Here is a 25,134-nt window from a genome sequence, read left to right as displayed (position 1 = left end):
AGTGTGTGGGAAATCAGGAAGAGACCATATGCCTCATACCCAGCCGTCGCTTGATCTGTCGCCCCCGGTCTCTGACGAGATCCGCAAGACAACCTGCTACATGTGCGCCTGCCGTTGCGGCATCAACGTGCATATCAAGGATGGAAAGGTCGCCTATATCGAAGGAAACCGGGATCATCCGGTCAACAAGGGCGTGCTCTGTGCCAAGGGATCGGCGGGTATCATGCAGCACAACGCGCCCTCGCGCCTGCGCAAGCCGCTGCGCCGGGTGGGACCGCGCGGGTCGGGCGAGTTCCAGGAAATCAGTTGGGACGACGCGCTATCGATCGCCTGCGGCTGGCTTGAGAACATCCGCCACGATGCCCCTGAAAAGCTCGCCTTTTTCACCGGGCGCGACCAGAGCCAGAGCTTTACGAGTTTCTGGGCACAGAATTACGGCACACCCAACTACGCGGCTCATGGCGGCTTCTGTTCGGTTAACATGGCGGCAGGCGGCATCTATACGATGGGCGGAGCGTTTTGGGAGTTTGGCCAGCCCGACTGGGATCACACCCGGCTGTTCATGCTCTTTGGCGTCGCCGAGGATCATGACAGCAATCCGATCAAGATGGGGCTTGGCAAGCTGAAGGCCCGCGGGGCCAGGGTGATCGGCGTCAACCCGATCCGGTCCGGCTATAACGCCGTCGCGGATGAATGGGTGGGCATCACGCCGGGGACCGACGGGCTGTTCGTTCTGGCCCTGATCCATTGCCTCATCAAGGCCGGCAAGATCGATCTCGACTATCTGTCACGCTACACCAACGCACCGGTGCTTCTGGATCGGGAAACCGGTCTGTTCCTGCGCGACGATGACGGAAAACCGCTGGTGAGAGATCGCAAGGGCGGCGCGGTCTGCGCCTTTGACACGCCCGGCATCTATCCCGATCTCAACGCCAGCCATGACGGGCACCGCACCGTATTCCAACACATGGCCGAGCGCTATCTTTCGCCCGAACACGCCCCCGAGGCTGTCGCCGCGCAATGTGGTATTCCGGCAGAACGCATTCGCGCCATTGCCGGAGAGCTTGCCCGCGTCGCCTTTGACGAGGCATTCGATATCGCGTGCGAGTGGACCGATTTCCGAGGCGAAACGCATAGCAGCATGACCGGACGCCCGGTCTCGATGCATGCCATGCGCGGCGTTTCGGCCCATTCCAACGGATTCCAGACCTGCCGCGCGCTGCACGTTCTGCAAATCCTGCTTGGCACCGTCGAAGTGCCCGGCGGCTTTCGGTTCAAACCCCCCTACCCGAAACCTGCCGAAGCCCATCCGACCCCGCATTGCTGGGCCCGACCCGATGCCCCGCTGGATGGCCCGCATCTCGGGTTTGTCCGGGGTCCGGAGGATCTCGCGCTCAAACCCGATGGCAGCCCGGCACGCATCGACAAGGCCTTTACCTGGGAAAACCCGATGAGCGCCCACGGTCTGATGCATATGGTCATCTCGAACGCGCATGCGGGCGACCCTTACAGGATCGACACGCTGTTTCTCTATATGGCGAACATGTCCTGGAATTCGTCGATGAACAGCGGCGGCGTCATGGAGATGCTAACCGATACCGATGAAAACGGCGACTACGTGATTCCGCATATCATCTATTCCGACGCATATTCCAGCGAGATGGTGGCCTATGCCGACCTGATCCTGCCGGACACGACCTATCTTGAACGGCATGACTGTATCAGCCTTCTGGATCGCCCGATCTGCGAGGCCGACGCCGCCGCCGATGCGATCCGCTGGCCCGTGGTGCAGCCCGACCGCGACGTTCGCGGGTTCCAGACGGCATTGATCCAGCTCGCCAACCGGATGAAGCTGCCGGGATTTACCAACGACGACCGCAGTCCGAAATGGAAAGACTACGCGGATTACATCGTGAACCACGAGCGCCGTCCGGGCATCGGACCGCTTGCAGGGTTTCGGGGTGATGGATCGCAGTCGGGACGGGGCGAGGTGAACCCCGAGCAGCTGGACCGCTATATCGAAAATGGCGGTTTTTTCGTCAACCACATTCCCGAAGGCGCCGAATACTACAAGCCCTGGAACACCGCCTATCAGGAGTGGGCGGTCGGCATGGGCCTGTTCGACAGCCCGCAGCCCTATCTTTTCCAGCTTTATGTGGAACCGATGCGCAAGTTCCAGCGCGCCGCCGAAGGCCATGGAGAGCGCCAGCCCCCGGACCACCTGCGCCAGCGGATCATCGAGACAATGGATCCGTTCCCGATCTGGTATCCGCCCTTCGAGGATGCCAATGTCGCTCCCGAGGACTTTCCCATACATGCCCTGACACAGCGCCCGATGGCCATGTATCACAGCTGGGGCAGTCAGAACGCCTGGCTGCGGCAACTGCACGGGCACAATCCGCTCTATCTGCCGACGAAGTTGTGGCAGCAGCACGGGTTCCAGGATGGTGACTGGGCACGCGTCACGTCGGCGCATGGATCGATCGTGGTGCCGGTGGCGCATCATGGCGGGTTGAACGAGAACACGATCTGGACATGGAACGCAATCGGCAAGCGCAAGGGCGCCTGGGCCTTGTCCGAAGACGCACCCGAGGCCACCAGGGGTTTCCTGCTCAACCACCTGATACACGAGTTGCAGCCGCCCAAGGGGGACGGGCTGCGGTGGTCCAACTCTGATCCCATTACCGGTCAGGCGGCATGGTTCGACCTGCGGGTGAGGATCGAAAAGGTGGCGGCACCCGCCGAATGCGCCCCCGCGTTCCCGCCCCTGCGCTCACCGGTGGGACAAGGCCCTGCCGAACTGACATGGAAGGTAGGCAAATGACCACGCTCCCCACCAGCACGGACAGGAAACTGGGTCTGGTCATCGACCTTGATACCTGTGTCGGATGCCACGCCTGCGTGATCAGTTGCAAGGGATGGAATACCGAGAATTACGGTGCGCCGCTTGCCGACGAAGACCCGTACGGAGCCGATCCGGCGGGAACCTTTCTCAATCGCGTCCACAGTTACGAAGTGCAACCTGAAACCGGTGCGACCCAACTGATCCATTTCCCGAAATCCTGCCTGCATTGCACCGATGCACCCTGTGTCACGGTCTGCCCCACGGGGGCGAGCTACAAGCGGGTCGAGGACGGTATCGTTCTGGTCAACGAAAGCGATTGCATCGGGTGCGGGCTCTGCGCCTGGGCGTGCCCATATGGCGCACGCGAACTCGATGCGGCGGAAGGCGTGATGAAAAAATGTACGCTCTGCGTCGACCGTATCTATAACGAGCACCTGCCCGAGGAAGACAGGGTTCCGGCCTGCGTGCGCACCTGCCCCGCCGGGGCCCGGCATTTCGGCGATTTTGCCGATCCTGACAGCAATGTTTCGCGGCTGACGGCGGAACGTGGCGGCATCGACCTGATGCCAGAACAGGAAACCCGGCCGGTCAACAAATACCTGCCCCAGCGCCCCAAGGACCGGCTGCAGGAGCAGGTCGATATCCTCGCACCGCTGCTGGCACCGGTTTCCGAAGATTCTGCGGGATTTTTCGGATGGCTGGACAAGGCGCTTGACCGCTTGCCCGGCGCGCCGTCAAAAGACGAGGCACGTTGATGCATCCGGCTCCCTCCGTCATCCTGTTCACCGTGATGTCCGGCGCCGGGTTCGGTATGCTGGCATTCCTTGGCATCGGCCTGCCGGACGTCGCCGGCTGGGTCGCTTTCACCTTCTTTGCCATCGCCTATGTGCTCGCCGTGGGCGGGCTGCTGGCGTCGACTTTTCATCTTGAGCACCCGGAGCGCGCGATCAAGGCGTTCAGCCAGTGGCGCACCAGCTGGCTGAGCCGCGAGGGATGCTGCGCGGTATTTACCCTGATTGTCATGGCCGTCTACGGTGCCGGATTGGTGTTTCTGGGCACGAGATGGACCGCCCTCGGCCTCGTCGGCTCGGTCGCCAGCGTCCTGACCGTGTTCACGACCTCGATGATCTATGCCCAGCTTCGCACCGTCCCGCGTTGGCATTCGCCACTTACGCCTGCGCTGCTGCTGTCCCTGTCGCTTGCGGGCGGCGCGCTGTTGACGGGTCAGGAGAAGGCCGCGATTGCTCTCCTCGTCGTGGCCGGCGCGATTCAAATCATGACGTGGATGAAGGGGGACGGCGCGTTGACCGCCTCTGGCAGCACCCTCGCATCCGCGACCGGCCTCGGCACGGCGTCAACCGTGCGCGCGTTCGAGCCGCCCCACACGGGCACCAATTATCTTTTGAACGAGTTCGTTTATGTCGTCGGCCGCAAACATGGCCTCCAACTCCGGGTGATCTCGTTCTTCCTGATGATCTTGCTGCCGATCGGGATGCTGTTGCTGCCATTCAGCCACATGTTTGCCGCGCTGGCGGTATTGTCGCATCTTGTCGGCGCGGTGGTCTCGCGCTGGCTGTTCTTTGCCGAGGCGGAACATGTTGTCGGGCTCTACTATGGCAAGCGCACGACTTGACGCGGCACGCCGCCCAGCGATGACATATAGCATTTCGCGATGAACCTGAACCACCTGACGCTGCCTGAAATCAAAGATTTCAACGCGTTAGGTGATACCAGATGTTCCAAGTCAATCGCGAAACGCTTTAATCGGAAAACAGGTGATCCATGGCAATGATCTGCGCCGCCGTTTCATAGGGCACGGACAGGAAATTCTGCAACACACGTGTATTCTCGTCGCGGTCAAACCGCTCGGACATCACCATATGGGACGAAAACCCGGCGTCACGGATACGGTCGCTTTCATAAAGTATATCGTTGCGGATGGTCGGCAGGATGCGGGCCAGCGCGCGATCTTTGGCGAGTTGCCCCAGCAAGCCCACGCGTCTCGCGTGACCGATCAGGTATTGATCTGAAAACCGGCAGGATACTTCCAGAATACGGGTCCTGCACCGATCCTCGTAAAAATCCCGGATCAAGTCGATGCTCGACGGGTCCATGCATACGATCATCCGGTCGGTGCCGAACTCTTCGAACAGCAGCCGGGTCAGCGTCCGGCGATGCCTTGTGCGTTTTTCAAGACTGCTCTGGATGCCGCCAAGGTCGGGCAGCGGCGTATTCTCTTCGTTGAAAAGATATTCGACCGCAGGCAGGTCGGTGACCGTCCGGATACGCTCGATCAGGCGCTTGGCCACATGCCATTTCTTGCAGACCACGATCATAAGCTCCCGGTCACGCCCCAGCGTGCTCCCCGTTTCCCAGGCGCGCGCGCCGAACCGGCGTCCGACGCGGCCCTTGCCAGTGAGGAAACCGAACAGCTTGCGCCCTTCGTTGCTGATCTGGAACTCGACATCGCGACTCGCGTACAACTCACCCAGCCGCGCCCTGAGATCCTGCGCCTCCGGGCTGATCTTGCGGGCAAAGAGAAAATCCTGACCAAGAAGCAGATCGTATTGATCGTTGTAGAACGTGACCGGCATGCCGTAATCCGAAAACATCAGAAAGGTCAGCGTGCGCCCCTCGATCTCGGTTTCGGGCACCAGGTGGCGCACAAGCGTCTGGAAAAATGTCTCGTCCGGGATCCACGTGGTCCTGAAAAACCGCATGACATCGGGCCGATCCTCTATGAAGCTCAGAATCGCCTCAATCGTGCGTCGTCTCAGGCACCACCACTGGCTGCCGATCTGGATTTGCAGATCGTCGGGAATCGCGCGTTGCAGCCCCAACCGACGTTGCAGGTTTACAGATGCGTAGAACAACGTCTTCTGCGTGCGCTCATTGAAGAAATGCCGGAAGATCAGCCTGTCTTCCCTCATGCCCGTCTTGATCCAGTTGCTCTGAAAGAAATCAAAGCTCTCGATGTAATCGGCATCCCGCCCGTCGAGAAACTCATGGGCGTATTGCGCTGTCTTGATCGCCATGCAATCGCCCGACAGCATATAGAAATGGGTGGCGCGAGGAAACGCCCGTTCGGCGGCCTGCACTGCGTAGAGGGTGGCCTGCACCAATGACCACTCACCCCAGCCGCACTTGATGCGCTTGTCCGCGAAAACGACGTTGTCGTTCCCGGCAAGCGCCGTTCGGATTCGTTCGAAATCGCCATTGCCTGAACGGGCGTCAAAATGAATCGATGTGAAATCGCCCGCCGCTGTCAGGCGCCGGGCCTGATCAATGATCGCTTCGGGCTCCTTGTGGCATAGCAGGATATACGCGATTTTTGCCATTCAGCTTGCACAATGTCCGTCTGTCCGCTCTGTCATTCGACTGTTAAAGGTCATGGCGGATTGAATAAACCTGCATTCTTTGCTTTCTTGTCGCGAAAATGCCTGCGTGCCGGCTGGGACACGCAGACCGCAGGAGGCAGCATATGGGGTTTCCCGGAACCTGGATGACCGAATCCGAGAGCATGGTGTACCGCGTCGTGCCGAAATGCGCCTGCTCGACCATCGGGCAGATCATGTATTATTCGGATCACGGCACCTATTACGACGGTGACATTCACGACGCCAAATCGGGCATTCACAAATGGGCGCTGGACGACAGTCAGGATGCCATAACGCGCAATGTCCAATCACACCGATCCTATGCCTTTACCAGCGTGCGCAACCCCTACACCCGAATCCTCAGTTCGTTCTTCGACAAGATCTGCGGCATTCAGCGCAACGGCAAACGCTATCGGGGGAATCTCGTGCCGATGCTCGCGGCGCGCTATGGCATCGAATACGGTGGCGAGGACGGCAAGCAGGAGTTCGACCAGATTCGTGCGTTTCGGCGCTTCCTGTTGTTTGCGCGCGACACCATACGCTGGCGTCGCCCGATGGATCCGGACATCCACTGGTCCGCGATGTCAGGGCATATATCGACTTTTATCGTCAATGGCGGCACCTATGACAAAATCCTCTGGACCGAACGTTTCGACGAGGGGATGCAGCAGGTTCTGGACACCATCAGCACGCCGCACAAAATCGACCTCGGCGCCATCCCGCGCTTTAACGAAAGCGAGAACCACGGCCCAAAACGCGCCCATCCCGTCGCCGATTATTTCGACGATCTGTCGATGCATCTGGTCTATGAAATCTACAAGCGCGATTTCGAACTGTTCAAGTACGATTTCGACAATCCGGGCAACAAGATGCCAACGGGCGAGATCGACCTGGACGAGGTTCACGCCAAGCTTGGCGACTGAACCTCGCCCAGTGCAGCATTGGCCCGGTGCAGGATTACCCGCCAAGCCGGCGCAGCAGATCCACCGACGGCCGGCCTGTCACCGGCAGTCCGACGCTGCGCTGATAGGCGCTGATCGCGGCTTCGGATTTCGACCCGATGACGCCATCGGCCCCGCCGGTATCATATCCGGCAGCGGTCAGGCGGCGCTGCAACGCCTTGCGATCCGCCAGCGTCAGACCGTCAGCATCCGGCCCGAATGACGCCTTGAGCGGTCCGCCCCCGGCGATACGGTCAGCTAGATGTCCGACACCCAGTGCGTAGCTGTCGGAATTGTTGTAGCGCTTGAGCACCGAGAAATTCTTGAACACCGCGAATTTGGGGCCGGGCACCTGTGGCTGGATGATCGCCAGCGGGGTTGCGGAGGATGCGGCCGCCGATCCGACCTCGCCCCCCCAGGTCTGCCCTCGGACCCAGCCGTTCTTCGCCAGGTAGGCGGCCGCCGAAGCAAGCGCATCGCTGGGGTCGTCATCCCAGATATCGCGCCGCCCGTCGCCGGTGAAATCGACCGCAAAGGCAAGGTAGGAGGTTGGGATGAACTGGGTATGGCCCATCGCACCGGCCCAGCTCCCGGTCATCCTGTCGGGCGTGGTATCGCCGTTTTGCAGGATCTTGAGCGCCGCGATCAGCTGGCTTTCGAAAAACGATCCGCGCCGCCCGTCATAGGCGAGCGTCGAGAGCGCAGAGATGACCTGCACGTCTCCGCGCCGGGTCCCGTAACGGCTCTCCAGCCCCCAGATCGCGGTCACGATATACTTGCTGACCCCGTACCGTGCCTCGATCTGAGACAGCGTCGCGTTGTATCTGCGCAGCATCGTCTTGCCGTCGCTGACACGCTCGTCGGAGGCGGCGATGGCAAGGTAATCTTCCAGGGTGCGTTTGTATTCCGGCTGATTGCGGTCGCGCTCGATCACCTCGGGCAGATACCCTGCCCCGCGAAACGCGCGATCGATGGTACTCTGGCTGATCCCCTTGGCCGCAGCGCGCCCCTTGAACCCCGCAACCCAGGCATCATACCCTGCGTTCGGCACCGTTCGCATGCGCGACACCGGTGCCCCCGTCAGCCCGCTATTGGCACCCGAGCATCCGGCCAAGGCCGCCGCCGCAAGTCCCAATGTCATCGTCCGTCGCGTGATCTGCATCTGTCCTGCCCTCTACGTTCGTTTTCCAAGCCATAGCGCAGCGCGCAGCGCAGGCAAACAGGCCACGGCGGCTTTGGCGGAAAAATGACCATCACGCCCGCCTTGCGCAGGCAGGGCCAAGCGCCTACATCTGCGCGTCATGGCACAGACGAAATCAGATCCCAATTACAAGGTGATCGCCGAGAACCGGCGGGCGCGCTTCGACTATGCCATCGAGGACGATCTGGAATGCGGCATGCTGCTCGAAGGGTCCGAGGTCAAATCCCTGCGCGCCAATGGCGGCAATATCGCCGAGAGCTATGCGGCCGTCGAGGACGGCGAATTGTGGCTGGTGAACAGCTATATCGCGCCCTATGGACAGGCCAAGACCTTTCGGCATGAGGAACGGCGGCGGCGCAAGCTTCTGGTGTCACGCAAAGAGCTCTCTGATCTCTGGACAGCGACTCAGCGCAAGGGCATGACGCTGGTGCCGATCGTGATGTATTTCAATCATCGCGGGCTGGCCAAGCTCAAGCTGGGCATCGCCAAGGGCAAGAAGAACCATGACAAGCGCGAGAGCGAGGCCAAGCGCGACTGGTCACGCCAGAAACAGCGCCTGCTCAAGGACAATCGCTGAACTGCGCCCGACGCGAAGCAGGAACGCCGAACAGGAAAGCGCACGGCTCTTCCGATGCCCGGTTGGCACGGTCTTGCAACGCTCGCGTCGCCCGCGTAGCAAGGGTGCGGATGAACAAGGGGCCCACCGACATGCAGGACGATCCGCGTACTCTGGTTTCCACCGAATGGCTGGCAACGCATCTCAAGGATCCGGATCTACGGATACTGGATGCGTCCTGGTACTTGCCGAACGCGAACCGGGACGCCCGTGCCGAATACGATGCCGCGCACATTCCCGGCGCGCGCTTCTTTGACATCGACGATATTTCCGACCATCGCTCGGACCTGCCGCACATGGTGCCCCCGGTGGAAAAATTCATGTCACGCCTGCGCGCGATGGGTGTCGGCGACGGCCATCAGGTCGTCATCTACGACGGTGCGGGCCTGATGTCGGCGGCGCGTGTCTGGTGGTTGTTCCGGCTGATGGGGCAAAACAACGTTGCCGTGCTCGATGGCGGCCTGCCCAAATGGCAATCCGAAGGGCGCCCGCTCGAGGACCTGCCCCCGGTTGTGCGCGACCGACACATGACGGTCCGGGTTCAGAACGGTCTCGTGCGGGACGTGACGCAGGTCAGCCAGGCCAGCAAGTTGGGGGATCACGCGATCATCGACGCCCGCTCTGCCGCGCGTTTTCGTGGCGAAGCACCCGAACCGCGCGAAGGCTTGCGGGGCGGGCATATTCCCGGCGCGAAAAACGTGCCCTTTGACAGCCTGCTCAACGAGGACGGCACCATGAAAACACCCGAGGAGTGCCGCGCCATCTTCGAGGCAGCGGGCGTCGATCTCGACAAACCCGCGATCACGACCTGCGGTTCCGGCGTGACCGCCGCCATTCTCAGCCTCGCGCTCGAACGCATGGGCAAGGCGGACCATTCGCTCTATGACGGGTCCTGGGCTGAATGGGGCGCGTTCCCGACCCTGCCAATCGCAACCGGAGACGCATGATGTTCGAAAATCTCAAAGCGCAGCCTGCCGACAAGATCCTTGCGCTCATGCAGGCCTTTCGCGACGATCCGCGCGCGGACAAGGTCGATCTTGGCGTCGGCGTCTACAAGAACGCCGAGGGTGTCACACCCGTCATGCGCGCCGTCAAGGCGGCCGAACAACGGCTGTGGCAGGAACAGGAAACCAAGGCCTATACCGGCCTGACCGGCGATCCGGCATTCGCGGACGCGATGATTTCTCTGGTGCTGGATGATGCAGTTGCGCGTGAAAACATCGCCGCAGCGGCAACGCCGGGCGGCACCGGGGCCTGCCGGCAGGCCTTTGAACTGATCCGCATGGCAAACCCCGATGCCCGCGTCTTTGTCTCCAACCCGACCTGGCCCAACCACCTGTCGATCCTGAGCTATCTCGGGATCGAAACCGTCGCCTATCGCTATTTCGACGACGAAACCCGGAGCGTGGATTTTGGCGGGATGATGGAAGACCTCGGCACCGCCCGCGCCGGTGACGTGGTATTGCTGCATGGCTGCTGTCACAATCCGACGGGTGCCAACCTGAACGCCGTCGAATGGCAGGCGGTGATCGACCTGTTGAACGACAGGGGCCTGATCCCGATGATCGACATCGCCTATCAGGGCTTTGGCGACGGGCTGCAAGACGACGCCAAAGCCACGCGGATGGTCGCGTCGCAAGTGCCTGAATGCCTGATCGCGGCGAGTTGCTCCAAGAATTTCGGCGTCTATCGTGAACGCACGGGCCTCTTGATAGCCATCAGCCAGACCACATCGCAACAGGGGCTGAACCAGGGCACGCTGGCCTTTCTCAACCGCCAGAACTATTCCTTCCCGCCCGATCACGGCGCGCGGCTGGTGACGATGATCCTCAATGACGACGCGTTGCGCGCCGACTGGGCTTCCGAGCTCGAAGAGGTGCGCCTGTCGATGCTGGACCTGCGCAAGTCGCTGGCGAGCGAATTGCAGAAACTGTCCGGATCCGACCGTTTCGCCTTTCTCGCGCAACACCGCGGCATGTTCTCGCGCCTCGGCACGACACCGGACAAGGTCGAGAAACTCCGCGCGGATCACGGGATATACATGATCGGCGACAGCCGGATGAATATTGCCGGACTAAACGCCAAGACAGTTCCCGTGCTCGCACAGGCCATCATCGACGCCGGAGTCTGACGTCGGCGACCGGATGCTATCCGATGGAAGACACCATTCCGGGGCTGCATCGCAGCCCCTTTCCATCTGTTGCAAACTGATGTATGGGCGAGCGATCTGAGACGTTGCGCCCGGACCCCGGCGCTCGGAAAGATGATTGAAGGGGTCGGCGGCAATGGGGCCGCTATGCAAACGGGAGACCCGGAGGGCCGGGAGTGCTCCCTAAAGGATACGATATATGTTCAACGTAACGACGAAAACGATGGAGTGGGGCGAAGAAACCCTCACTCTGGAAACGGGCAAGATTGCCCGCCAGGCCGATGGCACCGTCATCGCGACACTGGGTGAAACCTCGGTCATGGCCAACGTGACCTTTGCCAAGAAGCAAAAGCCGGGGCAGGATTTCTTTCCGCTGACCGTGCATTACCAGGAAAAATACTACGCTGCGGGCAAGGTGCCCGGCGGCTTTTTCAAGCGCGAAGCACGCCCGACCGAAAAGGAAACGCTGACCGCGCGCCTGATCGACCGTCCGATCCGCCCGCTGTTCGTGCCCGGCTTCAAGAACGAAGTGCTGGTCATGTGCACCGTGTTGTCGCACGATCTTGTCAACGACCCTGACATCGTCGCGATGATCGCCGCCAGCGCCGCCCTGACCCTGTCCGGCGCGCCGTTCATGGGCCCGATCGCCGGCTGCCGTGTCGGTTTCGAAGATGGCGAATACGTGCTGAACCCGACCGTTGACGACATGCAGGACCTGCGCCTGAACCCGGAACAGCGTCTGGATCTGGTCGTGGCGGGCACCAAGGACGCGGTCATGATGGTCGAATCCGAAGCCTACGAGTTGACGGAAGCGGAAATGCTGGGCGCGGTGAACTTTGCGCATGCGCAAATCCAGCCGGTGATCGACCTCATCATCTCGCTGGCCGAAGATGCCGCCAAAGAGCCGTTCGATTTCCAGCCGGTCGACTATTCCGAGCTTTACGAAGCGGTCAAAGCCGCCGGTGAAACCGAGATGCGTGCCGCCTTTGCGATCGCCGACAAGCAGGAGCGCACCACCGCCGTGGCCGCAGCCCGCGACGCGATCCTGGAAAAGCTGAGCGAAGAGCAGCAGCAGGACGAGAACCTAGGTTCTGCCCTGAAGAAACTCGAAGCCGGCATCCTGCGCGGCGACGTGGTGAAAACCGGCAAGCGCATCGACGGCCGCAAGACCGACGAAATCCGCGACATCTCGGCCGAGACCGGCCTGCTGCCACGCACCCACGGTTCGGCGCTGTTCACCCGCGGCGAAACCCAGGGTCTGGTCGTGACCACTCTGGGCACCGGCGACGACGAACAGTTCATCGACGCGCTGCACGGCAATTTCAAGTCGAACTTCCTGCTGCACTACAACTTCCCGCCCTACTCGGTGGGTGAAGTCGGTCGTGTCGGGTCGCCCGGTCGCCGCGAAATCGGCCACGGCAAGCTGGCATGGCGCGCCCTGCAGGCGGTTCTGCCCGCAAGCACCGATTTCCCCTATACCATCCGCGTGGTGTCCGAGATCACCGAATCCAACGGTTCGTCCTCGATGGCATCGGTCTGCGGCGGTTCGCTGTCGATGATGGATGCGGGTGTTCCGCTCAAGGCGCCGGTTGCCGGTGTGGCCATGGGCCTGATCCTCGAAGACGACGGCTCCTACGCGGTCCTGTCGGACATTCTGGGTGACGAAGACCACCTTGGCGACATGGACTTCAAGGTCGCGGGCACTGAAAACGGCATCACGTCGCTGCAGATGGACATCAAGGTCGCAGGCATCACTCCCGAGATCATGGAAAAGGCGCTGGCCCAGGCCAAGCAAGGCCGCCTTCACATCCTGGGCGAGATGAACAAGGCGCTGTCCGGTGCCGCGGAATTCTCGATCCACGCGCCGCGCATCGAAACCATGCAGGTGCCCACCGACAAGATCCGCGAAGTGATCGGCTCGGGCGGCAAGGTGATCCGCGAGATCGTCGAGGTTTCAGGTGCCAAGGTCGACATCAACGACGACGGCATCATCAAGATCGCCTCGCCCGACGGGGAATCGATCAAGAAGGCCTATGACATGATCCACGCGATCGTGGCCGAGCCCGAAGAGGGTGCGATCTATACCGGCAAGGTCGTCAAGATCGTCGATTTCGGCGCATTCGTGAACTTCTTTGGCAAGCGCGACGGGCTGGTTCACGTGTCCCAGATCGAAAACCGCCGCCTGAACCACCCTTCGGACGTTCTGAAGGAAGGTCAGGAAGTCAAGGTCAAGCTCCTTGGCTTTGACGATCGCGGCAAGGTCCGCCTGTCGATGAAGATGGTCGATCAGGAAACCGGCGAAGAAATCAAGAAAGAAGAAGCCGCGGACTAAGGGTTACCGCGTGCTTGGCATGGGCCTCGCCGGTAACGGCGGGGCCTTTTCTATGTTTATTGCCTTTTTCATGTTAGGTTTACCCTACGATATTACGTGAGAAAGGATTTCGAAATGAGCATTGCAAAAAGTGCATTTATTGCGGTGGCAATCACTGTGTTTTCTATGACAGCGTATCCATCCGAAGCTGACAGTTTCAAGAAGATCAAGTCAGAAGGCGATTTCAACGCGAACATAGTTGGGAAAACGCTGACGAGCGGAAAGACGACATTGGTCATACAACCCGACGGATCAATCACGGGTTCTGCGCCAAGTGGAAAAGTCGTCGGGAAATGGAATTGGCAGAAGGGATATTTTTGCCGTGCCCTGCGCGTTGGAAAAAAGGATTTTCCGTCTGACTGCCAGACCGTCTACTTCGATGGCGGTGAATTCTATACCGTAGCGCAGCAGGGCAAGGGTGATAAATCCCCGATGTTCTCGGCCAAATAGCCACGCGACTTCTGAAACCATGAATTGGATGATCTTCACGCGACGAACCCTTTCGAAGGGAAGCCTAACTCTGTAGTCAACAGACATGCAGTCGCTCATCATTCATATGTCCTCCAGTATCGCGCGCCGCGCCAATGCGGAACGCTTGCGCGACATGTTGCCCGAGGCCGAACTGATCGAGGCGGTCGATGGTCGCGATCCGCACCGTGTTCCCGATGTAGAGCCACAGGATGGCACCCTGCACCGGCCGCATTACCCGTTTGCGCTGCGCCCCGCAGAAATCGGCGTGTTCGAAAGTCACCGCCGCTGCTGGCGAAGGATTGTCGAGTCGGGATGGGATTACGCCCTGATCACCGAGGATGACCTGCAGGTCGATCCGGCGCGGCTGCAACGGGCGCTGAACATGATCCGTGACCACGGCAGCCCCGAAATGTACATTCGCCTGCCCGTAAAGCAGCGAGAAATGGCCGCAGACACGTTGGCGACGGATGGCGACATGGCCCTGATCCTGCCACGTGTGATCGGATTGCAATGTATCTGCCAGATCGTCGGACGTGGTGCCGCCGAGCGTCTGCTGGGCGCCACGGACCGGATCGACCGCCCGGTGGACACCCTGCTGCAGATGCACTGGATCACCGGCCAGCCGGTGCACACCATTCTGGGCGCCGGCAATGCCGAGATCGCGGGCCAGATCGGAGGGTCAACCATCCAGACGAAAACGCGCGCCAGCGGGAAACTGGCACGCGAGTTCAAACGTGCGGCCTACAGGACCCGGATCGCCCTGCGCCCGCAGCGCCCTTATAGCGTTTCGCGATAAGCCTTAGTCACCTGACGCTGCCTGAAATCAAAGATCTCAACACATCAGGTGATGTCAGATGCTTCAAGTTAATCGCGAAACCCCTTAACCGGGCAGTTTGGCGGTGCGCAGATAGGGGAAGTGGGTGGTGAACTCACCGTATTTCGCCTTGGCATCGTCATCGTTGACCGCCGTGGGGATGACCACGTCATCACCGACATTCCAGTTCGCGGGGGTCGCGACGTTTTCCTTGGCGGCGGTCTGCAACCCGTCAAGCGCGCGCAATACCTCGGCAAAGTTGCGGCCCACATTCATCGGGTAGGTCATCGACAGTTTCAACTGCTTGTCGGGACCGATGATAAAGACCGAACGCACCGTCGCACTGTCGGCGGGGGTGCGGCCATCGGGCAGATAGGCCTCGGCGGGCAGCATGTCGAACGCCTTGCTGACCGCAAGACCGTCATCCGCGATGATCGGGAAACCTGCGCTGGTTCCGGCGAATTTCTCAATGTCGCCTTTCCACTTCTTGTGATCCTCGACCCCATCGACGGAAACACCGATCACCTTGGTGCCGCGCTTGCTCCATTCATCGGACAGCTGCGCAACCGCGCCGAATTCGGTGGTGCAGACCGGCGTGAAATCCTTGGGATGCGAGAACAGGATCGCCCAGTTGTCCCCGATCCAGTCATGAAACTGGATGGTGCCCTGATCCGTCTCGGCGGTGAAATTCGGAACCGTATCGTTGATGCGCAAACCCATGGCGCTTTCCTTTCGTGAATTCTGGTGGCGACTCGCGTCACGCTTAACCTAGTGGCTTCGCCGCTGTCTTGCATCCCCTCCCTTGCCCCCAACCGACAGCAGTGACAGAGTGCGCCCAATCCATGACCCTATGGTCAGGGTTATGCAGAAGTGGGAGTTCTGAAACATGATCGAGAAACGTGAGTTCTATATCAACGGGCAATGGGTCGCGCCGTCCGCCGCGCGCGATTTCGAGGTCATCGACCCCTCGACCGAAGAGCCCTGCGCCGTCATTTCACTTGGCGATCAGGCCGATACCGATGCCGCGGTGGCCGCCGCCAAGGCCGCATTGCCGGGCTGGATGGCCACGCCGGCCGCTGACCGCATTGCGCTGGTGGAAAAGCTGGTCGATATCTATCAGAACCGCGCCGAAGACCTCGCCAAGGCCATGAGCACCGAGATGGGCGCGCCCATCGACATGGCGCGCAGCCAGCAGGTCGGCGCCGGCATCTGGCACCTGAAGAATTTCGTGAGTGCAGCCAAGGACTTTGAGTTTGACCGTCCGCTCGGCGACCACGCGCCCAATGACCGCATCATTCACGAAGCGGTCGGCGTTGCTGCGCTGATCACGCCGTGGAACTGGCCGATGAACCAGATCACGCTCAAGGTCGGCGCCGCAGCGGTGGCGGGATGCACGATGGTCCTGAAACCTTCCGAGCAGAGCCCGCTCAACGCGATGATCTTTGCCGAGATGATGGATGAGGCAGGTTTCCCCGCCGGCGTATTCAATCTCGTCAACGGGGACGGCGCCGGCGTCGGCAGCCAGTTGTCGTCGCATCCCGACGTCGACATGGTAAGCTTTACCGGTTCGACCCGCGCGGGCACGGCGATTTCCAAATCCGCCGCGGACACGCTCAAGAAGGTGCATCTGGAACTTGGCGGCAAGGGCGCCAACGTGATCTTTGCCGATGCCGACGACCAGGCCGTGAAGCGTGGCGTGTTGCACATGATGAACAACACTGGTCAGTCCTGCAACGCCCCCAGCCGGATGCTGGTTCAGCGTGAGATCTACGATCAGGCCGTCGAAACCGCCACTGCCGTCGCGCAAAAGGTCAGCGTCGGAAACGCCCACGAGGAAGGCCGCCATATCGGCCCTGTTGTGAACGAGACCCAGTGGAACAAGATCCAGGACTTGATCCAGAAGGGCATTGACGAAGGCGCTCGTCTTGTCGCGGGAGGCACCGGACGGCCCGAAGGGTTCAACAAGGGCTACTATGTCAAGCCGACGGTCTTTGCCGACGTGACGAACCAGATGACCATCGCGCGCGAGGAAATCTTTGGGCCGGTTCTGTCCATCATCCCCTTCGACACCGAGGAAGAGGCCATCGAGATCGCCAACGACACGCCCTATGGTCTGACCGATTACGTGCAGACCCAGGACAGCGCCCGCGCCAATCGCCTGGCCCGCGTCCTGCGCGCCGGCATGGTCGAGATGAACGGCACCTCGCGCGCCGCCGGCTCGCCCTTTGGCGGCATGAAGCAATCGGGCAATGGCCGCGAGGGCGGTATCTATGGCATCGAGGATTTCCTCGAGGTCAAAGCCGTCAGCGGCTGGACACCCGCATAAGGTACCTATCTGCCGGCCCCCGTTCCGGGGCCGGCAGACGGCGGCGCCATCCGTGCAATCCGCCGGCGCCGGCAATATCCCTTCCCGAGGCAGGACCGATGATCACCACCCGCCTGCACGGCCGTCTTGGCAACCAGATGTTTCAATACGCGGCCGCACGCGGGCTGTCTGCACGGCTTGGCACCAGCGTCGCGCTGGACACACGTCTGGCATTGTCACGGGGCGAAGGGGTTCTGACGCGCGTCTTCGACCTGCCGCTGGACGACCCCGACGCGCTGCCGCCGCTCAAATCCGAAGCCCCGTTGCGCTATGCCGCCTGGCGCCTGACCAGTTCACGGTTCCGTCGTGAAAAGGGTCTGGGCTACAACCCGGAATTCGAACGGTTCACCGATGGCAGCTATCTGCACGGCTATTGGCAGAGCGAGCGCTATTTCACCCATGCCGCGGCGGATATTCGCCGCGATTTCACCTTTCCCGCCTTCACCACATCAGCGAACGCCGATATGGCCGCCCGGATCAAGGACGGGCTGGCGATCGCATTGCACGTCCGGCGTGGCGATTATCTCGCCCTCGGCGCACACACCCTGTGCGATCAGGCCTATTACGATGCCGCGCTCGCCCGCATCATCCAAGGGCTGACCAAAACCCCCACGGTGTTCGTTTTCTCGGATGACCCGGACTGGGTGCGCGACAACCTGCCGCTGCCCTGTGCCCGGGTGGTGGTCGATATCAACGGTGCCGAAACCGATTTCGAAGACATGCGCCTGATGAGCCTGTGCGATCACAACATCATCGGCAACTCATCCTTCTCGTGGTGGGGCGCCTGGCTGAACGCCAACCCCGACAAACGGGTGGCGGGACCCGCCCGCTGGTTCGGGGATCCCAGGCTGGTCAACCCCGACATCCTGCCGGATCGCTGGATGAAGATCGCCGCCTGACCGTCTCAGAAATCCGGCCGCGCGCGAAATTTCATCGACGCGCCGCCATCCGGATGTTTGAGCCGCAACTCCTCGGAATGCAGGTACATGCGCGGATGCGCCGCCGCTGCCCCCGCAGCATATAACGGATCGCCCAGTATGGGATGCCCGAGCGACAGCATATGCACCCGCAGCTGGTGACTGCGCCCGGTCTTGGGCATCAGCCGCACCCGGGTCGTCGCGCCGTCATGGCGCAACACCCGCCAACCGGTTTCCGCGTGCCGGCCGGTGTCATGACATACCTTCTGTCGCGGCCGGTTTTCCCAATCGACGACCAGGGGCAGATCGACCGTCCCTGTTTTCGGTTCCAGCTTGCCGTCAAGCCGCGCGACATAGGTCTTGCGCGTCTGCCGCTTCTCGAATTGCAGTCCCAGATGGCGCTGTGCATGCGGGGTCAACGCAAAGACCATGACGCCGGACGTGTCGCGATCCAGCCGATGCACCAACAGCGTTTCGGGAAAGACGGCCTGCAGGCGCGACAACAGGCAATCGGCAAGATGCGCGCCCTTTCCCGGCACGCTGAGCAGGCCCGCGGGCTTGTTCACCACCAGAAGCTGCGCGTCGTCATGTAACACCTCAAGGGGCGTGTCGGGCGGGGTGTATGCGCTGGAAACGGCCATGCGCCTGCCTATCCCCCAGCGGCGACGAGGACAAGCTCCCGTAACGTCCGGCTTGCGGGATGCCCGGCCATCGGCGACGGTTGCGTATCCACGACCAAGGAGCAAGACCATGCACCCGACCATCACTCGCATACAGGAGGTCGTTGCCAAGGGCGACGATACCCTGATCGCCGAGCTGCTCGCCGAAGACATCCGGTTCATGCCGCCGACATACTACGCCACCTGGACCGGACGCGCGCCGGTCGCTGCCGTGCTCGGCCATGTGGGTCAGGTGTTCAGAGATTTTCACTATCGGCGCATCATGGGGTCAGGCGTTGACTGGGCCCTCGAATTTCAATGCAGGATCGGCGATCTCGACGCGGTTGGCGTGGATCTGATCACCCTGAACGATGACGGTCTGATCCAGGTCTTCGAGGTCGCCATGCGCCCGCTCAAAAGCGTCAGCGCCCTGCGCGAGGCGATGAACGCACGCGTCGGCACCGACCCGCGTTTTCTCGAATTCCGCAAGGCCTTGTCCTGATATCTTTTTTTCCTGCTGAAAATATCCCCGCCGGAGGCCGTCCGGCGTTCCCTGAACGCCGGACCATGAAAGACTCGAACGAGTTACATCCGCACCCGCTTCGATCCGGGGTCGTACATCGGCTTCAGAGACGCCTCCGCCGCGACCCGCACGCCGGCCACGTCGATCTCGTAGCGCGAGGCCAGCACATCCGCTGCGGTTTCCCCCCGGCACGGCACATACCCCAGGCCCATCGCCGCCCCCAGGTGATGACCGTAGGCCCCCGAAGACAGGTAGCCGACGATCTCGCCATCGCGCAGGACCGGCTCGTTGTGATAGAGCAGCGGCTCGCCGTCGCGCAGCTTGAATTGCAGCATCCTGCGGCCCAGCCCCTCCTCTTTCCTGGCCAGCACGGCGTCGCGCCCCACGAAACCGGGCTTGGCGGTCTTGACCGCAAAGCCCAGCCCCGCTTCGAGCACATGATCCTCGCAGGTGATGTCATGACCGAAATGACGGAAACCCTTTTCGATCCGCGCACAATCCATCATGTGCATCCCGCACAGGGTCAGCCCGAAAGACTCGCCCGCGCGGGAAAGCGTTTCAAAGGCATGGGCCGCCATGTCGGCACCGACATAAATCTCCCAGCCCAGCTCGCCCACGTAAGACACCCGGTGCGCCCGCGCCAGCCCCAGGCCCAGTTCGATCTCGCGCGCGGTGCCAAAGGGGTGCGACTCGTTGCTCATGTCGCTGGGCGACACCGCCTGCAGCAGCTTGCGTGCGTTTGGTCCCATCACCGCCAGCACGCCCTCTGCCGCCGTGACATCGGTGATCACCACCGCCCTGTCACCCACATGCCGCCGCATCCAGGTTTCATCCGCCAGCCGGGTCGCGGCGGGTGTCACCACGAGATAGGCGGTTTCCGACAGGCGGGTCACGGTCACATCCGCCTCAATCCCGCCCCGCACGTTCAGGAATTGGGTATAGACGATGCGCCCCACCGGCACCGACATATCCGCCCCGCAGACATGGTTCAGGAACGCCTCGGCATCCCGCCCCTCGACGCGCAGCTTGCCAAAGGACGACATATCATACATGCCGACATTGATCCGCACGGCGTTGACCTCGGCAGCGACATTCTCAAAGAAGTTCTGTCGTTTCCACGTATACTGGTACTCCGCCGGCTGATCGTCGCGCGCGAACCAGTTCGCCCTCTCCCAACCCGCCAGTTCGCCGAACACCGCGCCACGCCCGGCGAGATGCGCATGAAACGGCGAGCGCCGAACCCCGCGCGCGGTGGCCTTTTGCCGATAGGGGAAGTGATCGGCATAGAGCAGGCCCAGCGTTTCCGTTGCGCGCTCGGTCAGGTAACGCGTGTTGCCCTGAAACGGTTGCATCCGCGAAATGTCCACATCGCCAAGGTCGAACGGTTTCTCTCCGTCCTCCATCCACTGCGCCAGTGCCATGCCCGCGCCACCCGCGGACTGGATCCCGACCGAGTTGAACCCCGCGGCGACCCAGACATTCTCCATCTCGGGGGCCCGCCCCAGATGATAGGCGTCATCCGGAGTAAAGCTCTCCGGACCGTTGAAGAAGGTGTGGATCCCTGCATTGCCCAGCAGCGGCAGCCGGTTCACCGCCATCTCCAGAATGGGTTCAAAGTGATCGAAATCCTCGGGCAACTGGTCAAATTCGAAATTCTCGGGGATCGGCCCCCATGGTTTGGATACCGGTTCAAACGCGCCCAGCATCATCTTGCCCGCGTCTTCCTTGTAATAGGCGCATTCATCCGGCACCCGCAGAACCGGCAATTGCGTCAGCCCGTCCACCGGTTCTGACACGATATAGAAATGCTCGCACGCTTGCAGCGGGACGTTGGTGCCCAGCATCCGGCCCACCTGATGACCCCACATGCCGGCACAGTTCACCACATGGTCACAGGCGATATGCCCGCCGCCGGACGCGTTTTCATAATCGACCCCGGTGATCCGCCGCCCGTCACGCCGCACCCCCGTGACCCGCGTATGTTCGGCAATAACCGCTCCGCGCTGGCGCGCGCCCTTGGCCAGCGCGAGCGCGATATTGGCCGGATCGCCCTGACCGTCCTTGTCAAGGTAGACCCCTGCCACCACGCCATCCAGATTCAGATGCGGATAGCGTTCACCGACCTCCGACGGGGTTATCTCTTCGATATCGACGCCAAAGGCGCGCGCCATCGCCGCCGAGCGGAACAGTTCCTCGCGCCGCTCGTCGGTCAAGGCAACGGTGATGGACCCGACGCGCTTGAAGCCTGTTGCCACGCCGGTCTCAGCCTCGAGCTTTCCATATAGCTCCTGGCTGTACTTGGCCAATCGCGTCATGTTCGCCGTGGCCCGCAATTGCGCGATCAATCCGGCCGCGTGCCAGGTTGTGCCGCTGGTCAGTTGCTTGCGTTCGAGCAGCACGATATCGGTCCAGCCAAGCCGCGCCAGATGGTAGGCGACGGAACAGCCCACGACACCGCCACCGATGATAACGACGCGGGCCGCGTCAGGAAGTTTGGTCATTGATGGTTTCCCCAATTAGGTAAGATGCGCCCCGGTCGGTTCCGGCTCAGATGATGGTGTGCCCGTCCGCGCGCAGCCGACGGGACAGTTCCGCGACGTGATCCGGCCCGACTTCACAGCAACCGCCGACAATCGTGGCCCCCTGCCCGATCCACCGCATCACATGGTCCGCATAGGCCTCGGGGCCGAGGTCCACCCGTTGCTCAAGGGCGTCCACCGTCGGCGCATCCCTGAGAAACCCCTCGGAAATCCGCGTGAAGCCGTTTGCATAGCCACCAAACGGCCGACCGAAGCCTGCCAGTATCGGCATCCCCTGCGCGAAAGCTTCCGGGCGGGAGCAGTTGAGCAGGACCGCCTGCGGATCGAAACGGTCAAGCAAAGGCGCGATATCGGCAAGCGGTTCGCCGGATCGCAGGCATGTCCCGTCATCATCGTCGACCGTCATCGACAACCATACGGGCCGGGTTGATTTCGCCGTCGCGCGCAAGATGCCTTCGGCTTCGAGCAACGATGACACGGTTTCGATCAGAAACAGGTCGACGCGGTCCTCCATCGCCCCGATCAACGCGCCGAATTTCTCTTCGGCCTCGGCCGGATCGGGTCGCAAATCCGGCCGGTAGGTCGCAAGCAGCGGCCCAAGCGACCCCGCGATGCGACCGTGTCCGTGGGCGTCCCGCGCCCTCGTTGCCTGCGTCAGAGCGACATCGATCAGCGGCAGGACCTGATCCTGCAATCCCACCCGCGCGAGACGGCTGCGATGCACGGCATAGGTGTTGGTGGTGGCCACGGTCGCGCCTGCCCTGAAATAGATGCTGTGCACGTCCTCGACCAGCCCGGGCTTGTCGATCATCACGCGCGTGGACCAGAGTGGCGTTGCGCGATCTCCGCTGCGCCGCACCAGTTCCTGCCCGATCGCACCGTCAAGAAGGGTGATCTCGCTCATGCACGCAACCTTTCATTCCCGGGATCCCACAACGGCTGATCAGGTTGCACGGTGGCGGGCCGGCGTTCGCCATAGATTTCAACCTCGATCCGTGTGCCGGGCACGGCCAGGTCGCTGCGCAACATGCCAAGTGCGACCGATCCGCCAATGCGATAGCCCCACGCGCCCGATGTGGTCTCACCGACGACCTCACCATCATGCCAAAGCGTCGACATATAGGGGGCATCCGCGTCCCCTGCATCAACCAGCAGAGTGACAAACCGCTTGGCGCTGCCCCGCTGTTTCTCGGCCTGCAACGCCACCTTCCCCGGAAAGTCCTCGATCTTGTCCAGTTTCACGAAACGCTCAAGACCGGCTTCGAGCAGCGAGTAATCGGTCGACAAATCGCCCTTCCATGCGCGATAGCCTTTTTCGATGCGCAGGCTGTTCAGTGCGAACATCCCGAATGGCCGCGCGCCTGCGTCCAGAACCGCCTGATAAATCGCCGGGATGTGTTCGTTCGCGGCATGAATTTCCCAACCCAGCTCACCCGCAAAACTGACCCGTGCCAATGCGGCAGGTTGACCAGCCACCTCTGCCGGCTGATGCGAGAGCCAGGGGAGGGTCAGATCCGCGTCAGGGGCCAGCGCTGCAAAGAGCGCGCGGGAGTCGGGGCCGGTCACAATCAGCGCGGAATAGTCGCGCGTCTGATCGGTCAGATCGACACCGTTCGGCAAGGTCGATTGCAGCAGGTCCCAGTCGTGCCATTGCGCGCTGGCGGCGGTGATCAGGGTAAAGAAATCTTCGGAATGACGCATGACGCTCATCTCGGTGACGACGCGGCCGCGCTCGTCCGCGAAATAGGCCAGATTCATGCGTCCCGGCCGGGGCAATCCGCCGGCGATACGTGTGCGCAACCACTCTGCCGCGCCCACGCCACCCAGATTGAAGCGCGAGAAACCGGGCAGGTCCAGCACCCCCACGTGATCCCGAACGGCCTCGCATTCCTCGCGGATGCGCGCCTCCCACGGTCCCGCGCGATTCCATGTCTGGGTTGTCTCTTCGCTGGTGTCATCGCCCGGCTTTGCAAACCAGTTGGCGCGCTCCCAACCATTATAGGCGCCCATCACCCCGCCAAGTTCCCTGACCTTGTCATGTACGGGCGACAGTTTCCTGTCACGGCCAGCGGGCCATGAATGCCACGGGAAATGCATCGCGTATTCGTGGCCATAGGTCTCCATGCCCTTGGCGATGCAATAATCGCTGTCGGTATAGTCGGTATAGCGGCGCGGATCGACCGCCCACATATCCCATTCGGTCTGACCCTCGGTGATCCATTCGGCCAGCACCTTGCCCGCCCCGCCCGATTGGGCAATGCCAAAGGTAAAGACGCAGGCTTCGAACGCATTGGGCACGCCCGGCATCGGCCCGATCAGAGGCAAGCCGTCCGGCGCATAGGGGATCGGGCCGTTGATGACCTTGTTCACACCCACCCGCCCCAGCAGCGGCACCCGCGCCATGGCGTCTTCGATATACCATTCCAGACGCTCCAGATCGTCCGGATAGAGCTGAAAGCTGAAATCCTCGGGAAACGGATCGTCCGGGGTGATCCAGTGCGCCTTGCAGTTGCGCTCGTACGGACCAAGGTTCAGACCGGTTTTTTCCTGTCGCAGGTAATAAGAGCTGTCGACATCTCGCAGCAAGGGCAGCTTGCCATGATCCCGTGTGAACGCTTCGATCTCGGGTATCTCGTCGGTCAGCATGTATTGATGGCTCATCACCATCATCGGAACGGTGCGCCCGCCATAGGGTTTGAACCATTCGCCGACCTGCTGGGCGTAATATCCGGCGGCGTTGACCACGTATTCGCACCGGATGTCGCCCTTGTGGGTGTGTACGATCCATTCTCCGTTTTCGCGGCTGACACCGGTGGCCGGGCAGAACCGTTCGATCCGCGCGCCCATATCGCGCGCGCCCTTGGCCAGAGCCTGTGTCAACTGGCTGGGATCGATGTCGCCATCGTTGGGATCATAGAGCACACCCTGAAGGTCATGCAGTTCGAGAAACGGATAGATGTCCTGCGCCTCTTTCGGCGACATCATCTCGATATCCATGCCCTGATAGCGGCCCATGCCCTTTGCCCGCTCGAATTCCTGCACCCGTTCCCGGCTGTGTCCCAGCCGGATCGAGCCGGTGACATGGTAATTCATCGGATAGTCGACCTCTTCGGCCAGTCCTCGATAAAGCTCGGTCGAATAGCGCTGCATATTCATGATCGACCAGCTTGTGGAAAAGGTGGGCACATTGCCCGCGGCGTGCCAGGTCGATCCCGCCGTCAACTCGTTCTTTTCCAGCAGGACGCAGTCGGTCCAACCCGCCCTGGCAAGGTGATAGAGCGATGATGCACCAACCGCGCCACCGCCGATGATGACCACGCGGGCCTGCGTCGGAAACTCCGCCAT

20 protein-coding genes are annotated in these 25,134 nt (G+C 61.6%); 13 read left to right on the top strand and 7 right to left on the bottom strand.

Translation table 11 applies throughout. The features are described from left to right. Window positions 1-28: 28 nt before the first annotated feature. From AB9K34_RS21140 to AB9K34_RS21130, 3 genes are read left to right on the top strand one after another with little or no spacing between them, the layout of a single operon-like run. Window positions 29-2,824, top strand: a complete 2,796-nt coding sequence (locus AB9K34_RS21140) for a molybdopterin oxidoreductase family protein (protein WP_369956552.1) — start codon at window positions 29-31, stop codon at window positions 2,822-2,824. Then, entirely contained in the window at window positions 2,821-3,600 is a 780-nt protein-coding gene (locus tag AB9K34_RS21135) for a 4Fe-4S dicluster domain-containing protein (RefSeq protein ID WP_369956550.1), read from the top strand. Before AB9K34_RS21140 ends, AB9K34_RS21135 begins: the two co-directional genes overlap by 4 nt. Further along, entirely contained in the window at window positions 3,600-4,478 is an 879-nt protein-coding gene (locus AB9K34_RS21130; RefSeq protein WP_369956549.1) for a dimethyl sulfoxide reductase anchor subunit family protein, read from the top strand. The genes AB9K34_RS21135 and AB9K34_RS21130 overlap by 1 nt, the downstream gene beginning before the upstream one ends. Window positions 4,479-4,605: 127 nt before the next feature. On the opposite strand, the gene AB9K34_RS21125 is transcribed toward AB9K34_RS21130, so the two are convergent. Then, complete coding sequence (locus AB9K34_RS21125; RefSeq protein ID WP_369956548.1) at window positions 4,606-6,183, bottom strand: DUF5928 domain-containing protein; 1,578 nt, start codon at window positions 6,181-6,183, stop codon at window positions 4,606-4,608. Between the two features lie 143 nt (window positions 6,184-6,326). On the opposite strand from AB9K34_RS21125, the gene AB9K34_RS21120 reads away from it, so the two are divergent. After that, window positions 6,327-7,145, top strand: a complete 819-nt coding sequence (locus AB9K34_RS21120; protein ID WP_369956547.1) for a sulfotransferase family protein — start codon at window positions 6,327-6,329, stop codon at window positions 7,143-7,145. 34 nt (window positions 7,146-7,179) lie between these two features. Here the strand turns inward: AB9K34_RS21120 and AB9K34_RS21115 are convergent, their stop codons facing one another. Further along, window positions 7,180-8,325, bottom strand: a complete 1,146-nt coding sequence (locus AB9K34_RS21115) for a lytic murein transglycosylase (protein ID WP_369956545.1) — start codon at window positions 8,323-8,325, stop codon at window positions 7,180-7,182. A 139-nt stretch (window positions 8,326-8,464) separates the two neighbouring features. Between AB9K34_RS21115 and smpB the strand changes: the two genes are divergently transcribed. The 6 genes from smpB (at window position 8,465) to AB9K34_RS21085 (ending at window position 14,767) form a co-directional block, all read left to right on the top strand. Further along, window positions 8,465-8,941, top strand: a complete 477-nt coding sequence (gene smpB / locus AB9K34_RS21110; protein ID WP_369956544.1) for an SsrA-binding protein SmpB — start codon at window positions 8,465-8,467, stop codon at window positions 8,939-8,941. Window positions 8,942-9,072: 131 nt separating this feature from the next. Continuing rightward, window positions 9,073-9,927 carry a 3-mercaptopyruvate sulfurtransferase gene (sseA, locus tag AB9K34_RS21105; protein WP_369956587.1) on the top strand — a complete coding sequence of 285 codons (855 nt, stop codon included), beginning with the start codon at window positions 9,073-9,075 and terminating at the stop codon, window positions 9,925-9,927. After that, window positions 9,927-11,111 carry an aromatic amino acid transaminase gene (locus tag AB9K34_RS21100; RefSeq protein ID WP_369956542.1) on the top strand — a complete coding sequence of 395 codons (1,185 nt, stop codon included), beginning with the start codon at window positions 9,927-9,929 and terminating at the stop codon, window positions 11,109-11,111. Before sseA ends, AB9K34_RS21100 begins: the two co-directional genes overlap by 1 nt. A 217-nt stretch (window positions 11,112-11,328) precedes the next feature. Continuing rightward, a complete protein-coding gene (gene pnp, locus AB9K34_RS21095) occupies window positions 11,329-13,461 on the top strand; it encodes a polyribonucleotide nucleotidyltransferase (protein WP_369956541.1) in 2,133 nt (710 codons plus the stop codon). Window positions 13,462-13,575: 114 nt separating this feature from the next. Next, on the top strand, window positions 13,576-13,950 hold the full coding sequence (locus AB9K34_RS21090; RefSeq protein WP_369956540.1) for a hypothetical protein: 375 nt from the start codon (window positions 13,576-13,578) through the stop codon (window positions 13,948-13,950). 85 nt (window positions 13,951-14,035) lie between these two features. After that, on the top strand, window positions 14,036-14,767 hold the full coding sequence (locus AB9K34_RS21085; RefSeq protein WP_369956539.1) for a glycosyltransferase family 25 protein: 732 nt from the start codon (window positions 14,036-14,038) through the stop codon (window positions 14,765-14,767). Window positions 14,768-14,851: 84 nt separating this feature from the next. On the opposite strand, the gene AB9K34_RS21080 is transcribed toward AB9K34_RS21085, so the two are convergent. Continuing rightward, window positions 14,852-15,505 carry a peroxiredoxin gene (locus AB9K34_RS21080; protein WP_369956537.1) on the bottom strand — a complete coding sequence of 218 codons (654 nt, stop codon included), beginning with the start codon at window positions 15,503-15,505 and terminating at the stop codon, window positions 14,852-14,854. 166 nt (window positions 15,506-15,671) lie between these two features. Between AB9K34_RS21080 and AB9K34_RS21075 the strand changes: the two genes are divergently transcribed. Together AB9K34_RS21075 and AB9K34_RS21070 are read left to right on the top strand one after the other, a co-directional pair. Next, window positions 15,672-17,111, top strand: a complete 1,440-nt coding sequence (locus tag AB9K34_RS21075; protein ID WP_369956536.1) for an aldehyde dehydrogenase family protein — start codon at window positions 15,672-15,674, stop codon at window positions 17,109-17,111. Window positions 17,112-17,209: 98 nt separating this feature from the next. Next, complete coding sequence (locus AB9K34_RS21070; RefSeq protein WP_369956535.1) at window positions 17,210-18,049, top strand: alpha-1,2-fucosyltransferase; 840 nt, start codon at window positions 17,210-17,212, stop codon at window positions 18,047-18,049. 5 nt (window positions 18,050-18,054) lie between these two features. Here AB9K34_RS21070 and AB9K34_RS21065 read toward each other — a convergent pair whose 3' ends face one another. After that, window positions 18,055-18,708, bottom strand: a complete 654-nt coding sequence (locus AB9K34_RS21065) for an RluA family pseudouridine synthase (RefSeq protein WP_369956533.1) — start codon at window positions 18,706-18,708, stop codon at window positions 18,055-18,057. 109 nt (window positions 18,709-18,817) lie between these two features. Here AB9K34_RS21065 and AB9K34_RS21060 point away from each other — a divergent pair, with 109 nt between their 5' ends. Beyond that, window positions 18,818-19,228, top strand: coding sequence for a nuclear transport factor 2 family protein (locus AB9K34_RS21060; protein ID WP_369956532.1), 411 nt, complete (start codon window positions 18,818-18,820; stop codon window positions 19,226-19,228). An 83-nt stretch (window positions 19,229-19,311) separates the two neighbouring features. Here the strand turns inward: AB9K34_RS21060 and AB9K34_RS21055 are convergent, their stop codons facing one another. Genes AB9K34_RS21055 through AB9K34_RS21045 form a run of 3 tightly spaced genes read right to left on the bottom strand, consistent with a single transcriptional unit; the run spans window position 19,312 to window position 25,134 of the window. Continuing rightward, window positions 19,312-21,750 (bottom strand): FAD-dependent oxidoreductase, encoded by a 2,439-nt coding sequence (locus tag AB9K34_RS21055; RefSeq protein ID WP_369956531.1) that lies wholly within the window; start codon window positions 21,748-21,750, stop codon window positions 19,312-19,314. Between the two features lie 46 nt (window positions 21,751-21,796). After that, a complete protein-coding gene (locus AB9K34_RS21050) occupies window positions 21,797-22,693 on the bottom strand; it encodes a homocysteine S-methyltransferase family protein (protein WP_369956530.1) in 897 nt (298 codons plus the stop codon). Beyond that, window positions 22,690-25,134 (bottom strand): FAD-dependent oxidoreductase, encoded by a 2,445-nt coding sequence (locus tag AB9K34_RS21045; protein WP_369956529.1) that lies wholly within the window; start codon window positions 25,132-25,134, stop codon window positions 22,690-22,692. Before AB9K34_RS21045 ends, AB9K34_RS21050 begins: the two co-directional genes overlap by 4 nt.

Origin of the sequence: Sedimentitalea sp. XS_ASV28 (assembly GCF_041224545.1) — a bacterium.
Classification (GTDB): Bacteria; Pseudomonadota; Alphaproteobacteria; order Rhodobacterales; family Rhodobacteraceae; genus Sedimentitalea.
This window is presented reverse-complemented; position numbering and strand designations above follow the sequence as displayed.